20 protein-coding genes, 1 tRNA gene and 1 pseudogene are annotated in these 22,810 nt (G+C 69.8%); 6 read left to right on the forward strand and 16 right to left on the reverse strand.

Going from position 1 to position 22,810, the window contains the following annotated elements:
• Positions 1-91: 91 nt before the first annotated feature.
• The 3 genes from ASG60_RS12530 to ASG60_RS12540 are packed head-to-tail and all read right to left on the reverse strand — an operon-like array spanning position 92 to position 3,285.
• A complete protein-coding gene (locus ASG60_RS12530; protein ID WP_056385842.1) occupies positions 92-412 on the reverse strand; it encodes a YnfA family protein in 321 nt (106 codons plus the stop codon).
• A complete protein-coding gene (locus ASG60_RS12535; protein ID WP_056385844.1) occupies positions 409-1,446 on the reverse strand; it encodes an aldose epimerase family protein in 1,038 nt (345 codons plus the stop codon). Before ASG60_RS12535 ends, ASG60_RS12530 begins: the two co-directional genes overlap by 4 nt.
• Before the next feature lie 57 nt (positions 1,447-1,503).
• On the reverse strand, positions 1,504-3,285 hold the full coding sequence (locus ASG60_RS12540; protein WP_056361982.1) for an ABC transporter transmembrane domain-containing protein: 1,782 nt from the start codon (positions 3,283-3,285) through the stop codon (positions 1,504-1,506).
• Positions 3,286-3,470: 185 nt separating this feature from the next.
• Here ASG60_RS12540 and ASG60_RS12545 point away from each other — a divergent pair, with 185 nt between their 5' ends.
• Complete coding sequence (locus ASG60_RS12545) at positions 3,471-4,370, forward strand: zinc ABC transporter substrate-binding protein (RefSeq protein ID WP_156398888.1); 900 nt, start codon at positions 3,471-3,473, stop codon at positions 4,368-4,370.
• Between the two features lie 4 nt (positions 4,371-4,374).
• On the opposite strand, the gene ASG60_RS12550 is transcribed toward ASG60_RS12545, so the two are convergent.
• The 4 genes from ASG60_RS12550 to ASG60_RS12565 form a co-directional block, all read right to left on the reverse strand.
• Positions 4,375-5,007 (reverse strand): LysE family translocator, encoded by a 633-nt coding sequence (locus ASG60_RS12550; RefSeq protein WP_056173753.1) that lies wholly within the window; start codon positions 5,005-5,007, stop codon positions 4,375-4,377.
• 65 nt (positions 5,008-5,072) lie between these two features.
• Positions 5,073-6,050, reverse strand: a complete 978-nt coding sequence (lpxK, locus tag ASG60_RS12555) for a tetraacyldisaccharide 4'-kinase (RefSeq protein ID WP_056262019.1) — start codon at positions 6,048-6,050, stop codon at positions 5,073-5,075.
• A 10-nt stretch (positions 6,051-6,060) separates the two neighbouring features.
• Positions 6,061-7,407 carry a 3-deoxy-D-manno-octulosonic acid transferase gene (locus ASG60_RS12560; RefSeq protein WP_082531736.1) on the reverse strand — a complete coding sequence of 449 codons (1,347 nt, stop codon included), beginning with the start codon at positions 7,405-7,407 and terminating at the stop codon, positions 6,061-6,063.
• Positions 7,404-8,126, reverse strand: a complete 723-nt coding sequence (locus ASG60_RS12565; protein ID WP_056173759.1) for a lysophospholipid acyltransferase family protein — start codon at positions 8,124-8,126, stop codon at positions 7,404-7,406. The genes ASG60_RS12560 and ASG60_RS12565 overlap by 4 nt, the downstream gene beginning before the upstream one ends.
• A gap of 319 nt (positions 8,127-8,445) precedes the next feature.
• On the opposite strand from ASG60_RS12565, the pseudogene ASG60_RS12570 reads away from it, so the two are divergent.
• Positions 8,446-8,916, forward strand: a pseudogene (locus ASG60_RS12570) (VIT1/CCC1 transporter family protein); the annotation flags it as partial.
• 85 nt (positions 8,917-9,001) lie between these two features.
• Positions 9,002-9,901, forward strand: a complete 900-nt coding sequence (locus ASG60_RS12575; protein WP_056385850.1) for a metallophosphoesterase — start codon at positions 9,002-9,004, stop codon at positions 9,899-9,901.
• Between the two features lie 49 nt (positions 9,902-9,950).
• Here ASG60_RS12575 and ASG60_RS23155 read toward each other — a convergent pair whose 3' ends face one another.
• Complete coding sequence (locus ASG60_RS23155) at positions 9,951-10,124, reverse strand: hypothetical protein (RefSeq protein WP_200918875.1); 174 nt, start codon at positions 10,122-10,124, stop codon at positions 9,951-9,953.
• A gap of 294 nt (positions 10,125-10,418) precedes the next feature.
• A tRNA-Glu gene (locus ASG60_RS12580) sits at positions 10,419-10,493 on the reverse strand.
• Positions 10,494-10,693: 200 nt separating this feature from the next.
• Here ASG60_RS12580 and ASG60_RS12585 point away from each other — a divergent pair.
• Both ASG60_RS12585 and rpoH read left to right on the forward strand, forming a co-directional pair.
• Positions 10,694-11,698, forward strand: coding sequence for an RluA family pseudouridine synthase (locus tag ASG60_RS12585; protein WP_056361993.1), 1,005 nt, complete (start codon positions 10,694-10,696; stop codon positions 11,696-11,698).
• A 261-nt stretch (positions 11,699-11,959) separates the two neighbouring features.
• On the forward strand, positions 11,960-12,850 hold the full coding sequence (rpoH, locus tag ASG60_RS12590; protein ID WP_056173774.1) for an RNA polymerase sigma factor RpoH: 891 nt from the start codon (positions 11,960-11,962) through the stop codon (positions 12,848-12,850).
• A gap of 77 nt (positions 12,851-12,927) precedes the next feature.
• On the opposite strand, the gene ASG60_RS12595 is transcribed toward rpoH, so the two are convergent.
• From ASG60_RS12595 to purB, 5 genes are all read right to left on the reverse strand, one after another.
• Positions 12,928-14,358 carry a hypothetical protein gene (locus tag ASG60_RS12595; RefSeq protein WP_056385852.1) on the reverse strand — a complete coding sequence of 477 codons (1,431 nt, stop codon included), beginning with the start codon at positions 14,356-14,358 and terminating at the stop codon, positions 12,928-12,930.
• 79 nt (positions 14,359-14,437) lie between these two features.
• Complete coding sequence (locus ASG60_RS12600; RefSeq protein WP_056173780.1) at positions 14,438-15,730, reverse strand: adenylosuccinate synthase; 1,293 nt, start codon at positions 15,728-15,730, stop codon at positions 14,438-14,440.
• Between the two features lie 169 nt (positions 15,731-15,899).
• Complete coding sequence (locus tag ASG60_RS12605; RefSeq protein ID WP_056173783.1) at positions 15,900-16,193, reverse strand: hypothetical protein; 294 nt, start codon at positions 16,191-16,193, stop codon at positions 15,900-15,902.
• Between the two features lie 165 nt (positions 16,194-16,358).
• Positions 16,359-17,219 (reverse strand): D-amino-acid transaminase, encoded by an 861-nt coding sequence (locus ASG60_RS12610; RefSeq protein WP_056385854.1) that lies wholly within the window; start codon positions 17,217-17,219, stop codon positions 16,359-16,361.
• 60 nt (positions 17,220-17,279) lie between these two features.
• Positions 17,280-18,587, reverse strand: a complete 1,308-nt coding sequence (purB, locus tag ASG60_RS12615) for an adenylosuccinate lyase (RefSeq protein WP_056385856.1) — start codon at positions 18,585-18,587, stop codon at positions 17,280-17,282.
• A gap of 376 nt (positions 18,588-18,963) precedes the next feature.
• On the opposite strand from purB, the gene ASG60_RS12620 reads away from it, so the two are divergent.
• Positions 18,964-21,108 (forward strand): TonB-dependent siderophore receptor, encoded by a 2,145-nt coding sequence (locus tag ASG60_RS12620; protein WP_056386091.1) that lies wholly within the window; start codon positions 18,964-18,966, stop codon positions 21,106-21,108.
• Between the two features lie 37 nt (positions 21,109-21,145).
• Here the strand turns inward: ASG60_RS12620 and ASG60_RS12625 are convergent, their stop codons facing one another.
• Both ASG60_RS12625 and ASG60_RS12630 read right to left on the reverse strand, forming a co-directional pair.
• A complete protein-coding gene (locus tag ASG60_RS12625; protein ID WP_056385858.1) occupies positions 21,146-21,772 on the reverse strand; it encodes an alpha/beta hydrolase in 627 nt (208 codons plus the stop codon).
• Positions 21,773-21,834: 62 nt separating this feature from the next.
• Positions 21,835-22,761, reverse strand: a complete 927-nt coding sequence (locus ASG60_RS12630; RefSeq protein WP_056385860.1) for a ring-cleaving dioxygenase — start codon at positions 22,759-22,761, stop codon at positions 21,835-21,837.
• Positions 22,762-22,810 lie beyond the last annotated feature (49 nt).

A 22,810-nucleotide genomic window follows, 5' to 3' on the forward strand; every position in this document is an offset into this window, starting at 1 on the left:
AAAACGCAAGATGCCGCACTGCAAAACAGCCATGCTGCAGTGCAATTAATGGGCCTGCAGCTTTGCCGCATCCAGTCCCACGGCGGACCTTTCAGGTGCGCGGACCATAGAGGATGAGGCCCGCCCCGGCGAGGCACAGGGCGGCGCCGGCGACATCGAAGCGGTCCGGCCGCTGGCCTTCCGCGCCCCACATCCACAGGAGGGACGCGCCGATGTAGAGCCCGCCATAGGCCGCATAGGCGCGGCCGGCCGCCTCGCTCTCGACGCGCGTCAGCAGCCAGGCGAACAGCCCCAGGGCCACGGCGCCCGGCACCAGCCACCAGGCCGAGCGCCCGAGCCGCAGCCAGGCCCAGACCGAGAAGCACCCGCCGATCTCGAACAGGGCGGCGGCGGCGTACACGACAACGGTCATGCGACGGTGAATCGGTACGTGGTGACCGCCGAGAACGATTCGCCCGGACGCAGGACGGTGCTCGGGAAGTCGGGATGGTTCGGCGCGTCGGGAAACCCTTGCGCCTCGAAGCACACGGCATCCCCGGCGCGATAGAGCCCACCACCCGAGCCCGTCGCCGTGCCGTCGAGCATGTTGGCGGTGTAGAGTTGCAGGCCGGGTTGGGTGGTGGCCACGGTCAGGTGCCGGCCGCTCGCGGGATCGTGCGCGGTGGCGACCGTACGCAGGCCGCCGGCTCCGCGCAGCACGAAGGTGTGGTCGTAGCCATGGCCCCGGATCAGTTGGCGATCGGCCGCGCGGATGCGGGCGCCGAGGGCCGTGGGGGTGCGAAAATCGAAGGGCGTGCCGGAGACCGCGCACCGCTCGCCGGTGGGGATCTGATCCGCGTCGACCGCCAGGTATGCGTCGGCGGCGATTCCCACCACGTGGTCGAGCGCATCGCCCGCGCCCTCGCCGGCGAGGTTGAAATAGCTGTGGTTGGTCAGGTTCAGAACCGTCGGCCGGTCGGTCTCGGCCGCGTAGGTGATGGACAGGGTCTCGTCGTCGGGAAGGGCGTAGGTCACCCGCACGTCGAGGGTGCCGGGGAAGCCCTGGTCACCGTCGGGCGAGCGATGGGCGAGGGTGAGGTCGGTACCAGTCGCCGATTCAACCCGCCAGACCTTGCGGTCGAACCCCGCCGGGCCGCCATGCATGGTGTTGTCCCCCTCGTTGCGGGGCAGATCATGGACCTGTCCGTCGAGGCTGAACCGGCCGTGCGCGATGCGATTGGCGTAGCGGCCGATGAGGGCGCCGAAATGCGCGTCGCTGGCCTCGTAGCCGGCGAGGTCCATGGCGCCCAGGACCACGTTGGTTCTCCGTCCCGTCCGGTCGGGTGTCTCGATGGCGGAGACGATTCCGCCGTAATCGAGGATCCGCACGGTAAGCCGCCCGCGCGCGAGGGTGTGGCGGGCGACGGGTTGCCCGTTCTTGGTGCGGCCGTAGGGCTCGGGTGTCATCGGCGGCGTATCTCCGCGGGGGTCACGGGCGGTCGACGTGCGCGGCACGCCGTCGCCTCAAGGCGCCAGGGTCTCGTCGGGGGCGTCGCCCGAGAGCTGCATCCGGTGCAGGCGGGCATAGGCTCCGCCACGGCCCATGAGGTCGGTGTGGGTGCCGGTCTCGGCGACGCGGCCGGCCTCCATCACCACGATGAGATCGGCGTCGCGCACCGTCGAGAGGCGGTGGGCGATGACGAGGGTGGTGCGCCCGCGCATGAGGCGCAGGAGCGCGGCCTGGACGAGGCGCTCGGACTCGGAATCGAGCGCACTCGTCGCCTCGTCGAGGAGCAGGATCGGCGCGTCCTTCAGGAAGGCGCGGGCGAGCGAGATGCGCTGGCGCTCCCCCCCCGACAGCCGCCCACCGGCGGGGCCGACGCGAAATTCGTAACCCTCGGGCAGGCGCGAAACGAAGCCGTGGGCGGCCGCCGCCTCCGCCGCCGCCTCGATCTCGGCTCGGGAGGCGCCGGGGCGGCCAAAGCCGATGTTGGCTGCCACCGTGTCGTCGAACAGCACCACCTCCTGGGACACCACCGCAACGGCCCGGCGGAGCGACGCGAAGGTCACGTGCCGGATGTCCTGACCGTCGATGGACACGGCTCCGGCATCGACGTCGTAGAGGCGCGGCACGAGGTTGAGCAGCGAGGATTTTCCCGACCCCGAGCGCCCCACGAGGGCCACGGTGGCGCCGGCCGGCACGGCGAGGTCGATCCCCTCCAGGGCCGGCGCGTCGGCGCGGTAGCGGAAGCGCACGTCGGAAAAGCGGATCGCGCCGCCGCCCACCAGCAGTTCCTTGGCGTCCGCCGCCTCGCGGATCAGCGGGGCCTCGTCCATGAGGGCGAAGTAGCGCTGCAGGGCCGCGCCCGCCTCCTGCAGGATGGCGTTGAGGGTGCCGAGCGCCCGGGCCGGCTGAGCGGCGAGCAGCAGCGCGGCGACGTAGCCGGTGAAATCCCCCACCGTGCGCTCGCCCGACATCACCCGCTGGCCGACCAGCACCAGCACGGCGGCCACGGCGAAGCCGCCGCCGATCTCGAGGAGCGGATCGAGGCGCCCGCGGGCGTTGGCCGCCTTCATCTTGAGGCGGCGTACCTCGTCGAAGGCCCCCTGCGCCCGGCCCTTGAGGTAGCCTTCCAGCGCGTAGGTCTTGGCGATGCGCGCGCCCTGCAGGCTCTCGGAGATGAGGCTCGCGGTGAGCCCCATCTGCTCCTGCGTCGTCGTCGAGACCCGGCGCAGCTTCTTGCCGACCCGGCCGATGGGGCCGGCGACGAACGGCACGGTCACGCCGGCCACCAGGGTCAGGAGCGGGTCCATCCAGATCAGCGCCGCCACCAGGGCGATGAGCATGGCGATGTCGCGCAGGAGCACCGTGGAAATGCGGGTGAGCGCCTCCTTGATGAAGGCGAAATCCGTGGTGAAGCGCTGGGTGAAGGCGGCCGGGCTCTCGCGCCCGAGCTGGGCCAGATCCGAGTCGATGAGGTGGGCGTAGAGGGCCGCCTGCATGTCGGCCTCGACCCGCGTGACCACGCGGTTGGTCAGCACCGTCTGGCCGAACAGGGCGAAGCCCCGGATCGACGTGATGGCGATGACGATGAGGGGACCGTAGGCGAGGGCCGCCGTGTCCTTGGCGTCGAAGGCGTCGAAAGCGCCCTTGATGAGGGCCGGGTAGAACCCCGTCGCCGCGCCCACGATGGCGATGAGCACGAGGACCACGGCCAGCGTCGCCCGGTGGGGGCTGAGCCACTCGCGCCAGACACGGCCCAGGAGGGGGAGGGTGTCACCCCTCAGGAGCGGCCGACGCGCCATGGTTTTTTATGACTTTCTCAACGCCCCGAGAAATCGGATCGGCCGGTGTTTGCGGCCGGGGGGACGAGAGATCAAGTCGAGGCATCCAGGCTTGGCAATGTGATAATGTTACACTACTGAACCGAAGAAGCCTGAACCGAGGACCTTTGCCAATGTTGCGTGGACGCCTCCCGACCGGACTGCCGATGGCGTTCGCCCTGCTGCTCGCAGTTCTCTGCGGCGCGGCGCCGGCCCTGGCCGACCCCGAAAGACTCCGTGTGGTGGCGACGTTCTCGATCCTCGGCGATCTCGTCTCACAGGTCGGCGGCGAGCGGGTGGCGGTGACCACCCTGGTCAAGCCCGACGCCGATGCCCACGGCTACGCGCCGGCACCGAGCGACGCCCGCACGCTCGCGGCGGCCGACCTCGTGGTGGTCAACGGTCTGGGACTCGAGGGGTGGATCGACCGCCTCATCAAGGCGTCCGGCGCCAAGGCACCCGTCGTGGTGGCCTCGAAGGGGATCAAGCCCATCGAGGAGGCCGATGACCATGGGCACGGCCATGCCCACGACCACCACGCCGATCCGCACGCCTGGCAGAGCATCGCCAACGCCAAGGTCTACGTCGCCAACATCCGCGATGGGCTCGCCAAGCGCGATCCGGCCCATGCGGCGGCGTACGCGGCCCGGGCCACGGCCTATCTCGGCGAACTCGATGCCCTGGAAGGCGAGGTCCGCGCCACCATCGCGAAGATTCCCCCCGCACAGCGGCGGATCATCACCACCCACGACGCCTTCGGCTACTTCACCGCCGCCTACGGCCTGACCTTCATCGCGCCGCAAGGGGTCTCGACGGACAGCGAAGCGAGCCCGCGCGACGTGGCGCGGATCGTCCGGCAGATCCGGGCGGAGAAGATCCCGGCGGTGTTCCTCGAAACCATCGCCGACCCGCGCCTCATGGAGCAGATCGCCCGCGAGAGCGGTGCGGCCATCGGCGGCAAAGTCTATTCCGATGCCCTGTCGGGCCCCGACGGCCCGGCACCGACCTACGTGGCGATGATGCGCAACAACCTGACGGCCTTCGCGCGGGCGCTCGGCCCACGCTGACGCCTCAGCGCCGCGACTCGGCGGCCATGCGCAGGGCGAGGCCGGCCAGAACCGTGCCCATGAGCCAGCGCTGGGCCACCTGCCAGGCCGGACGGCCACCGAGGAAGGTGGACACCGACCCGGCCCCCACCGCGATGAAAGCGTTCACGCCGACGCTCACAACGATCTGGACCGTGCCGAGGATCAGGGCCTGGACGAGGACGCTGCCCCGCGCCGGGTCGATGAATTGCGGCAGCAGCGACAGATACATCACCGCGATCTTCGGGTTCAGCAGGTTGGTGACGAACCCCATGGTGAACAGCCGGCCCGGGCCGTCATGGGGCAGGGCGCGTGCCGCGAACGGGCTGCGCCCGCCCGGCCGCACGGCCTGCCAGGCGAGGTAGAGCAGGTAGGCGGCCCCCGCCCAGCGCAGGGTATCATAGGCGAACGGCACGGCGAGCAGCAGGGCGGTGATGCCGAAGGCCGCGCACAGCATGTAGACGACGAACCCGAGCGCGACGCCGCCGAGGGAGATCAGCCCGGCCCGCGGCCCCTGCGCGATGGAGCGCGACACGAGGTAGATCATGTTCGGCCCCGGCGTCAGGACCATGCCGAGGGAGACGAGGGCGAAGGCGAGGAGGCTGGTCGATTCGGGCATGATCCGACGCTAACCCCCCATCGCGCACAACCACAAGGACACTTGAACGAGGGCGGACCGGACACTCAGGGGCGGGGCAGGATGTCCGCCAGTTGCGCCGCGACGGCACCGGCATCGACGAACGCGAGGGTCACGGGCAGGACCGTGACGCGGGTGGCGAATTCGGGCGGCAGCCGGACGTGGTCCTTCCGGGTGGTGACGAGGTCGGCGCCGAGGCGCTCCGCCTCCGCCGCGAGGGCGCCGAGTTCGGCCCGTCCGTAGGGATGGTGGTCGGCGAAGGCGCGGGTCGCGACCACGTCGGCGCCGGCTTCGCGCAGGGTGGCGAACATCTTGTCGGGCCGGCCGATACCGGCGAACGCCAGGACCCGGCGCCCGGCCCAGTCGCCTTCCGGGACGAGCCGGGCGCGGTGCACCGGCAACCCACGGTGCGCGGCGTCTTCGGCCACGGTCTCGCCGGGGGCGCCGGCACCGATGAGAACGAGGCCGTGGATGTGGCGCCATTGCCGGGCGAGGGGCACCCGCAGGGGGCCGGCGGGGAAAACGCGGCCGTTGCCGACGCCCACCCCCGCATCCACCACCGCGAAGGACAGAGCCTTGGCGAGCGCCGGGCTCTGCAGACCGTCGTCCATGACGATCACGTCGGCGCCCGCCTCGATGCAGTGAGGCGCGCCCGCCAGCCGGTCCCGCGCCACGATGGTGGGGGCGAACCGGGCGAGCAGCAGGGGTTCGTCGCCGGTGTCCACGGCGGCGTGCCGGTCGGGATCGACGCGCACCGGGCCGGCGAGGCGGCCGCCATAGCCACGGGTCAGGAAGGCCGGGGATGCGCCGAGGTCGCGCAGGAGACCGGCCACCGCGAGGGCGGTCGGCGTCTTGCCGGCGCCGCCGAGGGTGAAATTGCCGATGCACACGATGGGATAGGGGCCGGGCGTGCCCCGCCGGTCCATCCTGGCGGCGCTGCGCCAGCCGTAGAGGGCGGCGAGGGGCGCCAGAGCCCGTGCGGCGGGGTGCCCAGGCCCGGCATGCCAGAAGGCCGGGGGCCGCATCAGGCCCGGCTCACTGCGCCGTCATGGCGGTGAGCCGCATCTGCGCGATGAACGGATCGAGCACCGCCAGGGTGCGATCGACGGCGCCCTCGAACGGCGCGAGGGCCGCTGCTCCCGCGCGGGCGATGGCGTCGATGCGGGCGGGTTCGGCGAGAAAATCCGCGAGGGCCGCCGCGAGGTCGTCCGCGTCGGCGACGCAGCGGGCGCCACCGGCACCGTCGAGGGCCCGGTAGACCTGCGTGAAGTTGAAGATGTGCGGCCCGTGCAGGACCGCGGCGCCGAGGCGCGCCGGCTCGATGGGGTTCTGGCCGCCGTGCTCCACGAGGGAGCCACCGAGAAAGACCAGGGACGTCAGGCGATAGAACAGGCCGAGTTCGCCGAGCGTGTCGGCGACGTACAGGTCAATGCTCCCGTGCGGGCGCCCGCCTTGGGAGCGCCGGGCGCTGCGCAATCCTTCGGCCGAGGCGCGGGCCGCGACATCGCCGCCGCGATGGGGATGGCGCGGGACCACGATGGTGAGGATTTCGGGCCAGCGGCGCTTCAGCACCGCGTGGACGCGGGCCGCCACGGCGTCCTCGCCCGGATGGGTGCTGGCCGCGACCCAGACGGGGCGGTCGCCGATGCAGTCGCGCAAGTGCGCGAGCTGCTGCTCGTCCACGGGCGGCACGTCCGAATCGTATTTGAGGTTGCCCGAGACGACGACCCGGGGTGTGCCGAGCTGGGTGAAGCGCGCCGCATCCTCCTCCGTCTGCGCGAGGCAGACGGAGATGCGCGCCAGGAGCGCGCGGGCGGTGCGGGGCGTACGGCCCCAGCCGCGGAACGAGCGCTCGGACATCCGGCCGTTGACGAGGATCAGGGGAATGGCGCGGGCGTGGAGGCCGGCGACGGTGCTGGGCCAGATCTCGGATTCCGCCACCAGGGCGAGGTCCGGCCGCCAATGGTCGAGGAAGCGCCCGACCCAGCGCGGTGCGTCGAGGGGCATGTACTGGTGCACGGCTCCCGACGGCAGGCGGCTGCCGATGAGATCGGCGGCACTGCGGGTGCCCGTGGTGACGAGGACGGAGAACCCCCGCGCGATCATGCCGTCGACGAGGCCGACGAGGGAGAGGATCTCGCCGACGCTGGCGCCGTGCATCCAGACGAGGCGGCCGATGGGGCGGGCGCGGCCGGGCAGGCCGCGGCGCTCGGACAGGCGCCCCGGGTCCTCCTTGCCCTGGCGCGAGCGCCACGCCAGCAGACCGGCCACCGCCGGCTCGCCGACGAGGAGACCGTAGCGATAGAGCTTCAGGATCGCCGTCAGGGGCGGGGCCTTGGTGGGGATCGCCTTCACCGACGCGGGCTGAGCCGGCGCTCTCATGCGGGGTTTCCCACCCGGTCGGTGCGGCCGACGAGGGTATAGGCGCGGTCGTGAACGCGGTTCATCTCCGCCTCCACCGCGAGGCGCAACGCCTCGAACGCCTCGGGTCCGGTCTCGCGGGGCACGTGGATCGGCGTGCCGAACACCATGGCGCCGCGCCCGAACGGGAGGCCGAAGCAGGCCCGGTCCCAGCTGTTCAGCCGCAGGTGCCGGCTGGTGACCACGGCCACGGGCACGATGGGCCGACCGGAGAAGCGGGCGAGGGTGAGGATGCCGGCGTCGCAGCGGCGCGAGACCTTCGGCACGTCGGCGCTGAAGGCGACGGATTCACCGTTCTTCAGGGCGCGCAGCATGGCGCGCAGGCCCTCGGCACCGCCCTTGGCCTTCACGTCGCGCACGGCCCGCCCGCGCGCGCCCGACGCCCGGATCACCCGCACGCCCATGCGCTCCAACGCGATGGTGTTGATGTTGCCGTCGGCCGAGCGCGAGATGATCGTGGCGATGCGGTCGTGCGGCCGGCGCATGAACGAGATCATCGTGTGCTGGCCGTGCCACATGCCGGCGATGAACGGCCCGAGGCCGTCGAGCCAGGGATCGGGCTCGGCCGGCTCCATGGAAAAGCGGTTGGTGGCGCGCACGAGGCGCAGGTACCCGCCCGCGGCGCGGCCGAGGGCCTGCTGGACCGCTGGGGCGCGGCCGATGCGCTTGAGGACACTCATGATGCAACGCCTTCGCGGCGCGGTGCGCGGACCGACCCGGCGCGAGGGCCGGGAAGGGCCGCCTTGGCCGTCGCCGGGCGGTGTCTAGCGCCGTTCCCCGCAGGGGCGCAACGCTCGGCCTCCGTGCACCCCCGGTCCGATTCCCGACGAAAGGCGGCAAATCCCCGTCGACACCCGACAAAATCGCTTGTTCATAACAGTTCTAAATTATAGATTGGAATGAGTCAAAACTGGAGACCGGGCGATGATCGCGACTGCGGGCGCCGAGACGCGCATTCCTTCCCCGACACCGGATGCGGCAACCGACGCGAACCGGGCTTTCGTCCTCCGCTACGTTCAGCCGGCGCTCGCCGGACTCATCGACGGCTCGGTCTCGACCCTGGCACCGATCTTCGCCGCGGCCTTCGCGACGCACAGCAACGGCGCGACCTTCCTCGTCGGGCTGGCCGCCTCCCTCGGTGCCGGCATCAGCATGGGCTTCACCGAGGCCCTGTCGGATGACGGGTCGATCACCGGACGTGGATCGCCCTGGATGCGCGGTCTCGTCTGCGGCGTGATGACGACGCTGGGCGGCCTGGGGCATACGCTGCCGTACCTGATCCCCGATGCGTGGCCGAATGCCTTCGCCGTGGCGACGGGTCTCGCCGTCCTGGTGGTCGTCGTCGAGCTGTTCCTCATTGCCGGCATCCGCACGCGCTACATGGCCACACCGTTCTGGCGGGCCGCGCTTCAGGTGGTGCTGGGCGGCGCCCTCGTGCTGGCGACCGGCATCGTCATCGGCAGCGCGTGAGTGGCGTGTGGTGCGCGCCGACCGGGTTGACCCCGCCGCCGCGAGTGGCGATGCCGGGCGTGACTTCCATCCGCAACGGACACGCATGTTCCGCCTCGCCCACATCACCGACCCGCATGTCGGGCCGCTGCCGCGCCCGCGCCTGCGCCAGCTCTTCAGCAAGCGCGCCACGGGCTACGTGAACTGGCGGCGGGGGCGCAAGAACGCCCACGACATGGAACTGCTCGCCGCCCTGGTGGCCGACCTGCAGATGCAGCCGCACGACCACATCGCCTGCACGGGCGACCTCTGCAACATCGGCCTGCCGAGCGAGTGGGCGACCTCACGGGTGTTCCTGGAGGCCCTGGGCGATCCCGAGGCGGTGAGCTTCGTGCCGGGCAACCACGACGCCTACGTGCGCGGCTCCCTCGACGGGCTGCTGGCCGCCTGCGGCGCCTGGACCACGGACGACGACGGCACGCCGGGCGTGTTCCCCTACCTGCGCCGCCGCGGCCCCGTGGCGCTCATCGGCCTGTCTTCGGCGATCCCGACGAAGCCGTTCGTGGCCAGCGGGCGCCTCGGCCCACCGCAGATCGTGGCGGCTCGCGGCATCTTGGAACGCCTCGGCGCCGAGGCCGAACCGCCGTGCCGGGTGGTGATGATCCACCATCCGCCCCATCCGGGCGGTGCCTCGTCGGGGCGTGAACTGAAGGATGCCGAAGCGTTCATGGCGATGATCGCGCAGGCCGGAGCCGACCTCATCCTGCACGGCCACAACCACGTCGGCAGCGTGCATTTCGCGAAGGGGCCTGGGGGACGGCCGGTGCCGGTGGTGGGATGCACCTCGGCCTCGGCCCGCGAGGGCGGACCGAACCGGCGGGCGAGCTACTACCTGTACACCATCACGCGCGGTCCCGCCGGCTACGGCATCGCGGGGCGGGAGCGGGGACTCACGGAAACCGGCCTCATCGACGATCGCGGACCGCTACGATTGACGCCAGCTTGACCGGCGCGCAGGTGCGTCGCCCGCGGACGGGCGACGCCGGGATAGCCCGTCAGGCGGAGAGGCCGGTCGGGCGGTTGGGCGGGCCGAGGGAGGCGAGGAGACCGAGATCGGCCTCGTAGCGCTCGGCCTGAGTGCGAGTGAGGCCGCTCACCAGGACTTCAGTCCCACGATAGACAGTATAGGTGCCATCGTGGGTCGGCGTGACGCGAATGGTCTGGGACATGGCAAACACCTTGTCTCGATCTGGAATCGTCGAACGCTGTGAAGTCGCCGATGGTAACCCAAACTTAAGACGCAGCAAGGCCGAGCCCGGCGCGCGCACAAGACTTTCGTTGCGGCAACGCACCATCCGTTGCATGGATAAGGTCGAGAGATCGGATTTTGGGGAATGACCACCGTCGCTTCGCAAGTTCCGCAGCGCGTCACGCCGTGGACGATCTTTGCAACCAGCGGAAACAACGCGTCGGGCCAATGCCTCGACTTAAACCGAATCAAGTAGACTGGAGATAGTGTGGATTGGCGCGCCCACGGGGAATCGAACCCCGGTCTGATCCGTGAGAGGGACCTGTCCTAACCGCTAGACGATGGGCGCGGTCTTCAATCCAACGCGGCACCCTTGGGGCACCGACGCCGCTTCCCGTTCACTCCGATCCCGTGGGACCGTCCGGCGGGAGGAAGCTTCCCGGCGGTGTGGCGATCGTATAGCGACGGTCCGGCGAGGGAGCAAGTGCCCCCGCGCGTGATTTTGCGCGGTCCGTCCGGGTCGCGGTGAACGGGGCGGAGGGACGATCGTTGCAGCAACCAGAGGACCGTCGGGCGACACTCGCCGACGACGTGACGCCGGAGCGCCTCGACCGCGCCCTGGCGCGGGCATTCCCGGACGTGTCGCGGGCGCGCCTGCAGGATCTGATCCGGACCGGACAGGTGACACGCAACGGCGCAGTGGTGCTCGATCTGTCGGTGAAGGTCGGGCCCGGCACCGAACTCGCCGTGACGATTCCGACCGCCGTGGCGGCGACCCCGCAGGGCGAGACCCAGGATCTCGTCGTGGTCTACGAGGACAGCGACCTGATCGTCATCGACAAGCCGGCGGGTCTGGTGGTCCACCCCGCGCCCGGACATGATTCCGGCACCCTGGTCAACGGCCTCATCGCCCATTGCGGCGACAGCCTGTCGGGGATCGGCGGCGTGCGGCGGCCGGGAATCGTCCACCGTCTCGACAAGGACACGAGCGGGCTCCTCGTGGTGGCCAAGAACGACCGGGCGCACAAAGGCCTGACCGAGCAGTTCGCCGATCACGGCCGCACCGGCCCCCTGGAGCGGGTCTACCGCGCCCTGGTCTGGGGCGTGCCCGAGCCGCGCGTCGGCACCATCGACGCCTATCTCGCCCGCAGCATCCGAAATCGTGAGAAGATCGCCGTGGTGCGGGCCGAGACGGGTCGGGAGGCCATCACGCACTACCATGTCGAGGAAGCCCTCGACGCGATGGGTCTGGTCGCCCTGGTCCGGTGCGAGCTGGAGACCGGACGCACGCACCAGATCCGGGTGCACATGAGCCATCGCGGCCACCCGCTCCTGGGCGACGCCGTCTACGGCAGCGCGTTCAAGACCAAGGCCACGCGGCTGGGCGAGGAGGCCCGTGCCGCGCTCCTGGCCCTCGGGCGTCAGGCCCTGCACGCCAGCGTGCTCGGCTTCGCCCATCCGCGCACGGGCGAGACCCTGCACTTCGAGTCGCCGTTGCCGCCGGAGATGGAGGCGCTCCTGTCGGCGCTGCGGAAGAAGGGGGCGACGACCTGAGGGAACGCAGTACCCGCGTGGCGCATCTGTCACGGTCAAGCCCGGACCCGAAGGGCGTGCGGAACGGCACCGCCCGGCGCGGCGTTTCGTGTCACCCCTGAGCCATCGGCGACATCGCGCGTTGACCGCGATGTTCGTTGGGCGAGCCGCCTTCCGGGGTCTTCTGTTTCCCGGTAGAGATGGGGAGCCGAAACGCCGGCTCAAGGGAGCGGCGGTTCGGTTCGGGTCCGCCCATTCGGGGACCATTCAAGGAGGAAGACCATGGCCGGCGCATTGCCCGTGCTCGCCACCGAGGGTGGCCTGTCGCGCTACCTCGATGAGATCCGCAAGTTTCCGATGCTGGAGCCGAACGAGGAGTTCACGCTCGCGAAGGATTGGCGGGAGAAGGGCGATCGTGGCGCCGCCCATCGCCTCGTCACCTCGCACCTGCGCCTCGTGGCCAAGATCGCCATGGGCTATCGGGGCTACGGCCTGCCCATCGGCGAAGTCGTGTCCGAGGGCAATGTCGGCCTGATGCAGGCGGTCAAGCGCTTCGAGCCGGACAAGGGCTTCCGCTTGGCCACCTACGCCATGTGGTGGATCAAGGCGGCGATCCAGGAATACATCCTGCGCTCGTGGTCCCTCGTGAAGATGGGAACCACCGCCAACCAGAAGAAGCTGTTCTTCAACCTGCGCAAGGCCAAGGGCCGCATCTCGGCCCTGGAAGAGGGCGACCTCAAGCCGGATCAGGTGGCGCAGATCGCCGTCAAGCTCGGCGTGCCCGAGCAGGAGGTGATCGACATGAACCGTCGCCTCTCGGGCGACACCTCCCTCAATGCGCCGTTGCGCGAGGAAGGCGAAGGCGAGTGGCAGGATTGGCTGGTCGACAACAGCCCGAGCCAGGAGACGGTGCTCGCCCGTGAGGAAGAAGGCCAGAACCGGCTCTCGGCCCTGCGCGATGCCCTCTCGGTGCTCAATGCCCGCGAGCGCCGCATCTTCGAGGCGCGGCGTCTGGCCGACGATCCGATCACCCTCGAGGACCTGTCGGGCGAGTTCGGCGTCTCGCGCGAGCGCGTGCGGCAGATCGAGGTGCGTGCCTTCGAGAAGATCCAGGAGGCGGTCAAGCGCAACCTGGCGTCCCGCGAGGCACCGCGCGCAGCCGCCCACGCCTGAGCGGAGCGACGACTTCAAACGACAAGGGCGGCCCGAAGCGCTCGGGCCGCCTTTTTCGTGTCAGCGGTCCCGGCCCGTCAGCGCCACTGCGCGAAGGCTTTCTCCATCACCTGCGTGCCCGCCGCGCCCTTCTCGAAATTGATGATCGCGCGCGCACCGGAGTTGAACTTCACCGCGAGTTCGAGCCAGTTCCGGTGAAGGAGCAGGTCGGTGTTGCGGTCGATGTCGTTGCGCAGGGACGACAGACCGATGAGGAACAGGTTCTCCCGCACCCGTACCGGCAGGCCCGAGACCGGCGACCCGCGGGCATTCTCCTCGTCCTTGGCCTGAAGCAGCCCGATGTCCTGCACCGTCCGGCGCGCGGCATTGGTGCCGTCCGTGGTGAAGGCGAGCTCGATGGTGTGCGATGCCGGCAAGCTCGCATCGAGATTGCGATTGATGGTCATCTGCAGGGTGATCCCCGCCTCGGGGAACTCCACGTTCGCGCGAACGGCCGTTTCGAGGGCCTGACCGCGCTCGCCGTTCACGGTTTCGAGGCGCCAGAGGACGCGCCCCTGCACAACGGTCGGCTGGGCGTTGGTGGCGGACGTGTTCTCCTCGTAGAGGACGGCGCGCTGCGCCACGGAGACGTCCGGCTGCACGGCGCCCGCCGAGGAAGGCGCCTGCGCAGGCCGTGCCGGCGCCGGCGGCGCCACGGGGTCGCCACCGATACGGTCGGCATACTTGGTCTCGGCGCTGTCCTGCGCCGTGTCCTGTTGCTCGGCCAGGGGTTGAAGGTCGGCCGGCTTGTCGCGCAACAGAAACGCCGCCACCGCGATCAGGCCGATGACGGTGAACAGCACGGCTCCCACGACGGCGTTGCGCAGGAGGCGCGACCGTCCGGCCCGCGGCGCGACCACGTCGATGCGCGGGCGCTGACGGGCACCGCCCGCATCGGCCACGAGGTCGTCGGACGCCGGTTCCTGGGCGGACGCGTCCGTCGAGGACGACACCGCCTCGGCGGCGGGATCGGCCACGGCGGCGGGCGACCGACCCTTGCGGGCCTGGATCGGGATGATCGGCGCGCTCGCCGGCTCCTCCGGCGGCATGAACGGGGTCCGGCCGAGGTCCGGCGGGGGCGCCGGCGGCAGGAACGGCTCCGGGGCCGGAGCGGTGGGGCGCAGGGGCTCCGACCCGGGGGCGTCCGGCAGCGATTCCGGCAGATCCCGCAACGCATCCGCTGTGACGGGCTGCTCGGGCTCGGGCTTGAGTTCCGGCACGGGCTCGAACGGAGGCTCGGCCAAGGGCTCGGGGGCCGGAGGGCCGTGCTCGGTCTCGAGCCGATCGATGGCGGTCTCGAGGGCCCGCGCCTCAATATCGATATCCGCCTCGGACAGGGGGGGATCGAGGGAGCGAAGCTGGCCGATCAGGGCGCTGCGCGCACGCTCGTACACGGCCTTGCGAAGGGCCGGCGAACGGTCCGGCATCGCTTCGAGGGCGCGCGCCAGCAAGGGGTAGTAATCGGCCATCGTGACTGGGGTCCGCTCAACTCAGGGCGGGCCGGCACCCCGCCCGAGAGCGGATGCGCCGCCCATCCTCTCAGACGCGTTAATCCTCGAAGGGGCTGTGCATCAGAATGGTGTCGTCGCGCTCCGGCGAAGTCGAGAGCAGCGCTACCGGCGCACCGATGAGTTCCTCGATGCGGCGCACGTACTTGATCGCTTGAGCCGGGAGATCGGCCCACGAGCGGGCCCCCGCCGTCGTGCCCGACCAGCCCTCGATATCCTCGTAGATGGGTTCGACCTTGGCCTGCGCCGCCTGGTTCGCCGGCAGGTGGTCGATCACCTGTCCGTCGAGGCGGTACCCGGTACAGACCCGGATGGTCTCGAACCCGTCGAGGATGTCGAGCTTGGTCAGCGCGATGCCGTCGATGCCCGAGGTCTTCACGGTCTGGCGCACCAGAACGGCGTCGAACCAGCCGCAGCGGCGCTTGCGCCCGGTGTTGACGCCGAACTCGCGGCCCTTCGCGCCGATGGTCTCGCCGATCTCGTCGAACAGCTCCGTGGGGAACGGACCTTCGCCGACCCGGGTGGTGTACGCTTTCGCGATGCCCAACACGTAGCCGATGGCCGAGGGCCCCATGCCGGAGCCCGTCGCGGCCTGCGCCGCCACGATGTTGGACGAGGTCACGAACGGATAGGTGCCGTGGTCGACGTCGAGGAGCGCGCCCTGCGCGCCCTCGAACAGGATGCGCTTGCCGGCCCGGCGCTCCTCGTCGAGGAGCTTCCAGACGGTGTCGGCGTAGGGCAGGATGGTGGGCGCGATGGCCTTCAGTTCGGCGAGTAGGGCGTCGGCATCGACCTCCTCAATGCCGAGGCCGCGCCGAAGGGCGTTGTGGTGGGTCAGGACCCGCTCGATCTTGGCGGCCAGCGTGCTCTCGTCGGCGAGATCGACGACCCGGATGGCGCGGCGCCCGACCTTGTCCTCGTAGGCCGGTCCGATGCCGCGCTTCGTCGTACCGATCTTGAGACCCGCGTTCGAGGTCTCGCGAAAATGGTCGAGCTCGCGGTGCAGAGGTAGGATCAGCGTGGCGTTATCGGCGATCCGCAGGGTTTTCGGCGAGATCTCGACGCCCTGGGCCTGAAGCCGGGCGATCTCGTCGACGAGGTGCCACGGATCGACCACGACGCCGTTGCCGATCACCGACAACTTGCCGCCCCGCACCACGCCCGAGGGCAGCAGGGCCAGCTTATAGGTCACGCCGTTGATCACGAGGGTGTGGCCGGCATTGTGGCCGCCCTGGAAGCGCACCACCACGTCGGCCTGCTCGGAGAGCCAGTCGACGATCTTGCCTTTGCCTTCGTCACCCCATTGGGCGCCTACGACGACGACGTTTGCCATTCACTCAAGACCTGTCCCGAGGACCCGCGCGAAAACGATCCGGCCATGGAGGCCGGACCGTCCCACGTTCCTCGGGTCTTTCTGCGATCCGTAGCCGGAAATCAAGCAACTGGCCGATCCGGCTCCGAATCACCGGGGGAATACGTACCGTGCGGTCGCCCGAGGGCGGCTACTTGGCCTCGGTGCCCGGCTCGCGACCGGGGAGGTCGCCCGGCTTGATCACCGGCATGGAGCCCGGGTTCGGATCGGGCGGGCGCACCACCATGCCGGGGGCCGTGTTGCCCGGCGGCTTGATCACGCCGTCGTTCTTCTCGAGTCGGTCGCTCAGGGTGCCACCGGTGCCGGGCGGGCCGGCATCGGGCTGAATCTTGTCGGGAACCGGGCTGCTCGGCGCCGTTACCTGAGCGAAGGCGGCGGTCGCCAGCAGGCTCAGGCCGGCGGCCAGGGGCCATATCATGCGCATCGTGACACCTTCTGGAAGACAGGGTTCGTGCCGGAAGAACCGATCCGGGGCCGATGCGTTCCTGGCGTGAGTGTGTTCCTGGCGTGAGTGTGTTCCTGGCGTGAGTGTGTTCCTGGCGTGAGTGTGTTCCTGGCGTGAGACGGATGTCCTCCGGCCGTGCGGGATTCAATCGCTCGCGCGGGCGAGTTCGAGATAGAGTTCGCGCAGGCGCAGGGTGTGGGGGCCGGGGGCGCCGGTGCCGATGGGCTGCCCGTCGAGTTCCACCACCGGCATCACGAAGGCCGAGGCGCTGGTATAGAACGCCTCCGCCGCCGCGTGGGCCTCGGCCACGGTGAACAGGCGCTCCTCCAGGGCAAGTCCGGATTCGGCGGCGAGACGCAGCACCGCCTGCCGGGTGATGCCGGGCAGGAGCGCCGTCGAGAGCGGACGGGTCACCAGGGTGCCGCCGGCCGTGACGATGAAGGCCGTCGACGACGAGCCCTCCGTCACCGCATCGTCCTCGACCATCCAGGCCTCGCTGACGCCCGCGGCGGCGGCCTGCTGCTTGGCGAGCACCTGGGCCAGCAGCGCGATGGACTTGATGTCCCGGCGCTTCCAGCGGAGGTCCGGCACGGTGATCACCCGGGCGCCCTTGGCCGCCAGGGGGTTGGCCGCCACGGTCTTCGCCTGGGTGAACATCATCACGGTCGGCGCGGTGCCGGCCGGCGGATAGGCGAAGTCACGCTCGTACACGCCGCGCGTCACCTGCATGTAGACGAGGCCCTCGGTGACGCCGTTGCGGGCGACGAGCTCCATCTGCAGGGCGATCCACTCGGCCAGCGTGTGCGGATTGGCGATGTCGATCTCACCGAGCGACCGGTCGAGGCGGGCGAGATGCGCTTCGTTGTCGACGAGGCGGCGATCGAGGATCGCCGAGACCTCGTAGATCCCATCGGCGAACAGGAAGCCGCGATCCATGATCGGCACCCGCGCGTCTTCGAAGGGGAGGAAGTCGCCGTTGAGGTAGACGATGCGGGGGTTCGACACGGAGCGGGACCTTTGAATCGCCGATGGGAAGGGCGCGACGCAGGATTCGTGCGACGGGGCTCAGGAAGCCCCGAACACCCGTGAAAAGATCGTGTCGACGTGCTTGAAGTGGTAACCGAGGTCGAAGCAGGCCTCGATCTCCGCCGGGCCCAGGGCGGCGGTCACGTCGGTGTCGGCCTTGAGCAGGGTGAGGAAGTCGCCCTCGCCGCGCCAGACCGGCATCGCGTTGCGCTGGACCAGGCGGTACGAATCCTCGCGCGAGACGCCGGCCTGGGTCAGGGCCAGGAGAACGCGCTGCGAGTGGACGAGGCCGCCGAGCTTGTCGAGGTTGCGCTGCATCTGCTCGGGATAGATCAGCAGCTTGTCGATGACGCCGGTGAGGCGGCCGAGGGCGAAATCCAGGGTCACGGTGCTGTCCGGGCCGATCATCCGCTCGACGGAGGAATGCGAGATGTCGCGCTCGTGCCAGAGGGCGACGTTCTCCATGGCCGGGAGGGCGTAGGAGCGCACCATGCGGGCGAGGCCCGTGAGGTTCTCGGTGAGCACGGGGTTGCGCTTGTGCGGCATGGCCGAGGAGCCCTTCTGCCCTTCCGAGAAGAACTCTTCGGCCTCCAGCACTTCCGTGCGCTGGAGGTGGCGCACCTCGATGGAGAGGCGCTCCACCGAGCTCGCCACCACGCCCAGCGTCGCGAAGAACATGGCGTGGCGGTCGCGCGGGATCACCTGGGTCGAGACCGGCTCCGGCGACAGGCCCATGGCTTTCGCGACGTACTCCTCCACGCGCGGATCGATGTTGGCGAAGGTGCCGACGGCCCCCGAGATGGCGCAGGTCGCCACTTCCTCGCGGGCCGCCACGAGGCGGGCGCGATTGCGCTCGAACTCGGCATAGGCCTGGGCGAGCTTGAGGCCGAAGGTGACGGGTTCGGCGTGGATGCCGTGCGAGCGGCCGATGGTCGGCGTCAGCTTGTGCTCGAACGCCCGGCGCTTGATCGCGGCGAGCAACGCATCGACGTCGGCGATGAGGAGATCCGCGGCACGCACGAGCTGCACGTTGAAGCAGGTGTCGAGAACGTCCGACGAGGTCATGCCCTGGTGGACGAAGCGGGCCTCGGGGCCGACGATCTCGGCGAGATGGGTGAGGAAGGCGATGACGTCGTGCTTCGTCACCGCCTCGATGGCGTCGATGCGCGCGACATCGAACACGGCGTCGCGGCCCTTCTCCCAGATCGTGTCGGCGGCGGCTTTCGGCACCACGCCGATCTCGGCCAGCGCCGTCGTGGCGTGGGCCTCGATCTCGAACCAGATCTTGAAGCGGGTCTCGGGCGACCAGATCGCGGTCATCTCGGGGCGGCTGTAACGGGGGATCATGGGCGCCTCGGAGGTTTTCGCGATGCAGACGGGTGCTGAGGGGCGCCTAGCATGGGCGGGGGTGCTGCCTCAACCGAAGTCCGGCGGCCCGGGAGGCCCTAACAAATGTGATATTTTTATCAAGATGCTGGAGTTTCGATTACAATCTGGAAACATTCCGATGTCGAAGGAGGACGGATTTCCTGTCCATTGCGGGCAACTTAACCGCCTTACTGGACCGGCTCTTAGAAACACTCGAAACTGGAAACCCTCCTAACCTCTTCAAATCGCTTGCCGTTTTCACGCCCGGACATACAGGAGCTTTCGGCCGCGTGAAATGTTTCGCGCCGGCGACGACGCGCCCTCGATTCGGGCGATACGACGAAAGTTCACGATCATGCTTCGGCGACGGGATGGGCAGGCGGTAGGGCTTCTGCTGGCGGGGACGTTCGCGGCCGGGACGGCACAGGCACAGATCGCGACGCCGGCGATCGGCAGCGCGGTCACCCTCGATCAGCTCAGTGTGGAGGGCGCGGGCGGCACCGTCGGCTACCTCACGAACCGCACCCGCTCGGCGACGAAGACCGACACGCCGCTCATCGACACGCCGCAATCCGTGACGGTGGTCACCCAGCAGCAGATCCGCGACCAGGGCTTCCAGAGCATCAACGAGGCGATCCGCTACGTGCCCGGCATCATCCCGCACCAGGGCGAGGGCAACCGCGACGATCTCGTGATCCGCGGTCAGCGCTCCAACGCCGATTTCTACGTCAACGGCGTGCGCGACGACGTTCAGTACTTCCGTGACCTGTACAACACCCAGCGCATCGAAGTGCTCAAGGGCCCCAATGCCCTCGTCTTCGGTCGCGGCGGCGGCGGCGGCGTCATCAATCGCGTTCTGAAGGAAGCCGACGGCACCCCGATCCGCGAGGTTCTGGCCCAGGGCGGCCAGTTCTGGAACAAGCGCGTGGCGCTCGATGTCGGCGACCGTGTCAGCGACAGCGTGTTCTTCCGGATGAACGGCGTGTTCGAAGATACCGGCACCTACCGCGATTTCGTCGACATCCGCCGCTACGGCTTCAATCCGACGATGACCTTCCTGCTCGGCCCGGCGACGACGCTGAAGCTGTCGTACGAATACTTCCACGACGAGCGCAACACCGATCGGGGCATTCCCTCGCAATTCGGGCGACCGTACAATTACCGACGCAACACCGCGACCTACTTCGGCAATCCGGATCTCAGCGTCGCGCGCATAGACGCCAACATCGCCACCGCGACCCTGGACCATCGCTTCGATTCCGGTGTCGACCTGCACAGCACCCTGCGCTTCGCCGATTATCAGAAGTTCTATTCGAACGTCTATCCGGGCGGGGCGGTCAACGCCGCCGGCACGTCCGTGAACATCACCGCGTACAACAACGACACTCCCCGGACGAACTACTTCTCGCAGAACGACTTCACCTATAAGTTCGACACTGGCCCCCTGAAGCACACCCTGCTCGCCGGGTTCGAGCTCGGCTATCAGGAAGGCCGTGCCTTCCGCGAGGAAGGGTTCTTCGCCAACGGCGGCCTGACGCTGGCCGTCAACCCGCGCTTCCCGACGACCCGCGCGCCGGTCAGCTTCCGGAACACGACCGGCGCCAACACCCGCTACGACCTCGGGCTGGCCGCCGTCTACGCGCAGGACCAGATCGAGATCGGACCGCACCTCCAGTTCATCGGCGGCCTGCGCTACGACCATTTCGACTTCAAGGCCGACAACCTCAACGCGACCGGTTCGACCCCCGTCCGCACCACGCGCATCGACAATCTGCTCTCCCCCCGGGCCGGCGTCGTGGTGAAGCCGTTGGACAACCTCGCCTTCTACGGCAGCTACAGCGTCTCCTATCTGCCCTCCGCGGGCGACCAGTTCAGCAGCCTCGCCCCGGGGCTGGCGATTTCGCAGCCCGAGCGGTTCGAGAACGGGGAGATCGGCGTGAAGCTCGACGTCTCGCCCGTGCTCCAGCTCACCGGAGCCCTGTACAACCTCGACCGGTTCAACCAGCGCCTCGCCGATCCGAACCGGGCCGGCTTCTTCCTGGCCACCGGCCAGACCAACACGCAGGGCGCCGAGATCGGAGCCAATGGCTACGTCACCGAGTGGTGGCAGGTGGCCGGCGGCTACGCCTTCACCGACGCGACCATCGTCAGCGGCTTCGGCACGGCGGCCCAGGGTGTGCGACCGGGGAATCGGGTCGGCCTCGTGCCGTTCAACGCTTTCACCCTGTGGAACAAGTTCGACGTGACGCCGCAATTCTCGTTCGGCGTCGGCTACATCCAGACCGGCCACACCTTCGCCTCGGCGGACGACACCGTCCGCCTGCCGGGGATCACCCGCTTCGACCTCGGACTGTTCTACCGGGTGAACGAGTTCGTGCGGGCCCAGGTGAACATCGAGAACCTGTTCGACCGGCGCTACATCGCCACCGCCGACGGCAACAACAACATCACCCCCGGCGCACCGCGCCTGGTGCGCTTCCAGGTGGTGGCGAACTTCTGAGCCGGGCAGGGGCGCCGGCCCCGTGGCCGGCGCCCCTTCAGATCGCGAGTCCCGCCAGCCAAGCCTCCGCCGTCGTCACGTCGGCCTGGGACAGACCGTGCCCGACGGGGAGTACGCCGTGCTCGACCCGGGCGCCGGATCCGCGGAAGCGCTCGGCCAGCGCTCGCGCGTTGGCCTCCGGAACGATGGGGTCCTGCGCGCCGGAGAGCATCAGCAGGGGCAGCCCCGTGAGGTCGAACGCCGGCGGCTGGGCCAGCGGCAGCATCGGACGCAGGAGTACGGCCCCGGCAAGGACGCCCGGATGCAGCATGAGCAGGGCGGCGGCGATGTTGGCGCCGTTTGAGAAGCCGAGCGCGACGGGGGCGGGGAGGCCGTAGGCCGCCCGCGCGTCGGCGACGAAATCCGCCAGGTCCTTCGCGCGGCGGCGCACGTCGTCCTCGTCGAACACGCCTTCGGACAGGCGCCGGAAGAAGCGCGGCATCCCGTTCTCCAGCACAGGTCCGCGCGGCGACACCAGGGCCGCGCCCGGCGCCACGGCGCGGCCGAGGGGCAGGAGATCGGATTCGTCCCCGCCGGTGCCGTGCAGCAGGAGCAGGGGCGGACGGTTCGCACCGGGCTCGAAGCGGTGAACGAAGGCGAGGGTCTTCGGGGTGGACGCGGGCATGGCGGACCTCCGGGTGTCACGAGCGGCCCCGGCCCGCGGGAATGCGGGCCGGGGAAGACTGGTCAGGCGAGGGGCGGCAGGGCCGCCTGGATCCGGGCGCGGTGCGGCTCGAGGCCGGCGGGCAGCTTCAACCCCGTGCCGAGGTCGGCGATGGGCTCGTCCACGCTGAAGCCGGGCACATCGGTGGCGATCTCGAACAGGATTCCGCCGGGCTCGCGGAAGTAGACCGAGCGGAAGTAGGCCCGGTCGCGCTGCTCGGTGACCCCGAGCCCGTGACGGGTGGTGAGGGCCTCGACCATCGCCGCCTGCGCGGCGTCGTCCGCCGCCCGGAAGGCGATGTGGTGGACGGAGCCCGCCCCCTGGCGGCCCCGCAGGAATTCACCCACGGCCCGCAGGGTGACGAAGCCGCCCTCCGCGGCCCCGCTCGCGTATCGGGTCGAGGACCCCTCCCGCGCGTCTTCGGTGAAGCCGAGAACGTCGGTCAGGATCGCCGCCGTCGGTCCGGCCTCGCCGAGCAGCAGGGTGACGCCGTGCAGGCCCCGGATGGCATGCTCGGCCGGCACGGTACCGGTCCAGGCGGACGCCTCGCCGGCCTCCGCGACACCCACGAGGGCGAGCATCGTCCCGTCGGGATCGCGCAGGCGCAGGGTCGGCTCGCCCATCACCGCGACCGGCACGTCGTGGACGATTCCGGCTTCGACGAGGCGCTGCAGCCACCAGCCGATGGAGGCGCGGGGCACCCGGAACGCAGTCTCGCTGGTCTCGCCGATGCCGACCCGGCCGGGGGCCGCGTCGGCGATGGGAAAGAACGTCAGGATCGTGCCGGGCCGGCCGGTCTCGTCGCCGTAATAGAGGTGATAGGTGCCCGGATCGTCGAAGTTGACGGTCTTCTTCACCAGCCGCAGGCCGAGGACCTCGGTGTAGAAATCGAGATTGCGCAACGCCGAACCGGAAAACGCGGTGACGTGGTGGAGTCCGTGATGGGTCATGCTGCTGTCTCCTTCTGCTGGAGACAAGATGGCCCTTGCCGCATCCCGC

The organism is Methylobacterium sp. Leaf469 (assembly GCF_001424745.1).
In the GTDB taxonomy this organism is placed as follows: Bacteria; Pseudomonadota; Alphaproteobacteria; order Rhizobiales; family Beijerinckiaceae; genus Methylobacterium.

Excerpts from the sequence above, each read along its gene's own strand:
- ASG60_RS12530 (WP_056385842.1), bottom strand. The coding sequence starts at position 412 with ATGACCGTTGTCGTGTACGCCGCCGCCGCCCTGTTCGAGATCGGCGGG.
- ASG60_RS12535 (WP_056385844.1), bottom strand. The coding sequence starts at position 1,446 with ATGACACCCGAGCCCTACGGCCGCACCAAGAACGGGCAACCCGTCGCC.
- ASG60_RS12540 (WP_056361982.1), bottom strand. The coding sequence starts at position 3,285 with ATGGCGCGTCGGCCGCTCCTGAGGGGTGACACCCTCCCCCTCCTGGGC.
- ASG60_RS12545 (WP_156398888.1), top strand. The coding sequence starts at position 3,471 with ATGGCGTTCGCCCTGCTGCTCGCAGTTCTCTGCGGCGCGGCGCCGGCC.
- ASG60_RS12550 (WP_056173753.1), bottom strand. The coding sequence starts at position 5,007 with ATGCCCGAATCGACCAGCCTCCTCGCCTTCGCCCTCGTCTCCCTCGGC.
- lpxK (WP_056262019.1), bottom strand. The coding sequence starts at position 6,050 with ATGCGGCCCCCGGCCTTCTGGCATGCCGGGCCTGGGCACCCCGCCGCA.
- ASG60_RS12560 (WP_082531736.1), bottom strand. The coding sequence starts at position 7,407 with ATGAGAGCGCCGGCTCAGCCCGCGTCGGTGAAGGCGATCCCCACCAAG.
- ASG60_RS12565 (WP_056173759.1), bottom strand. The coding sequence starts at position 8,126 with ATGAGTGTCCTCAAGCGCATCGGCCGCGCCCCAGCGGTCCAGCAGGCC.
- ASG60_RS12575 (WP_056385850.1), top strand. The coding sequence starts at position 9,002 with ATGTTCCGCCTCGCCCACATCACCGACCCGCATGTCGGGCCGCTGCCG.
- ASG60_RS23155 (WP_200918875.1), bottom strand. The coding sequence starts at position 10,124 with ATGTCCCAGACCATTCGCGTCACGCCGACCCACGATGGCACCTATACT.
- rpoH (WP_056173774.1), top strand. The coding sequence starts at position 11,960 with ATGGCCGGCGCATTGCCCGTGCTCGCCACCGAGGGTGGCCTGTCGCGC.
- ASG60_RS12595 (WP_056385852.1), bottom strand. The coding sequence starts at position 14,358 with ATGGCCGATTACTACCCCTTGCTGGCGCGCGCCCTCGAAGCGATGCCG.
- ASG60_RS12600 (WP_056173780.1), bottom strand. The coding sequence starts at position 15,730 with ATGGCAAACGTCGTCGTCGTAGGCGCCCAATGGGGTGACGAAGGCAAA.
- ASG60_RS12605 (WP_056173783.1), bottom strand. The coding sequence starts at position 16,193 with ATGCGCATGATATGGCCCCTGGCCGCCGGCCTGAGCCTGCTGGCGACC.
- purB (WP_056385856.1), bottom strand. The coding sequence starts at position 18,587 with ATGATCCCCCGTTACAGCCGCCCCGAGATGACCGCGATCTGGTCGCCC.
- ASG60_RS12620 (WP_056386091.1), top strand. The coding sequence starts at position 18,964 with ATGCTTCGGCGACGGGATGGGCAGGCGGTAGGGCTTCTGCTGGCGGGG.
- ASG60_RS12625 (WP_056385858.1), bottom strand. The coding sequence starts at position 21,772 with ATGCCCGCGTCCACCCCGAAGACCCTCGCCTTCGTTCACCGCTTCGAG.
- ASG60_RS12630 (WP_056385860.1), bottom strand. The coding sequence starts at position 22,761 with ATGACCCATCACGGACTCCACCACGTCACCGCGTTTTCCGGTTCGGCG.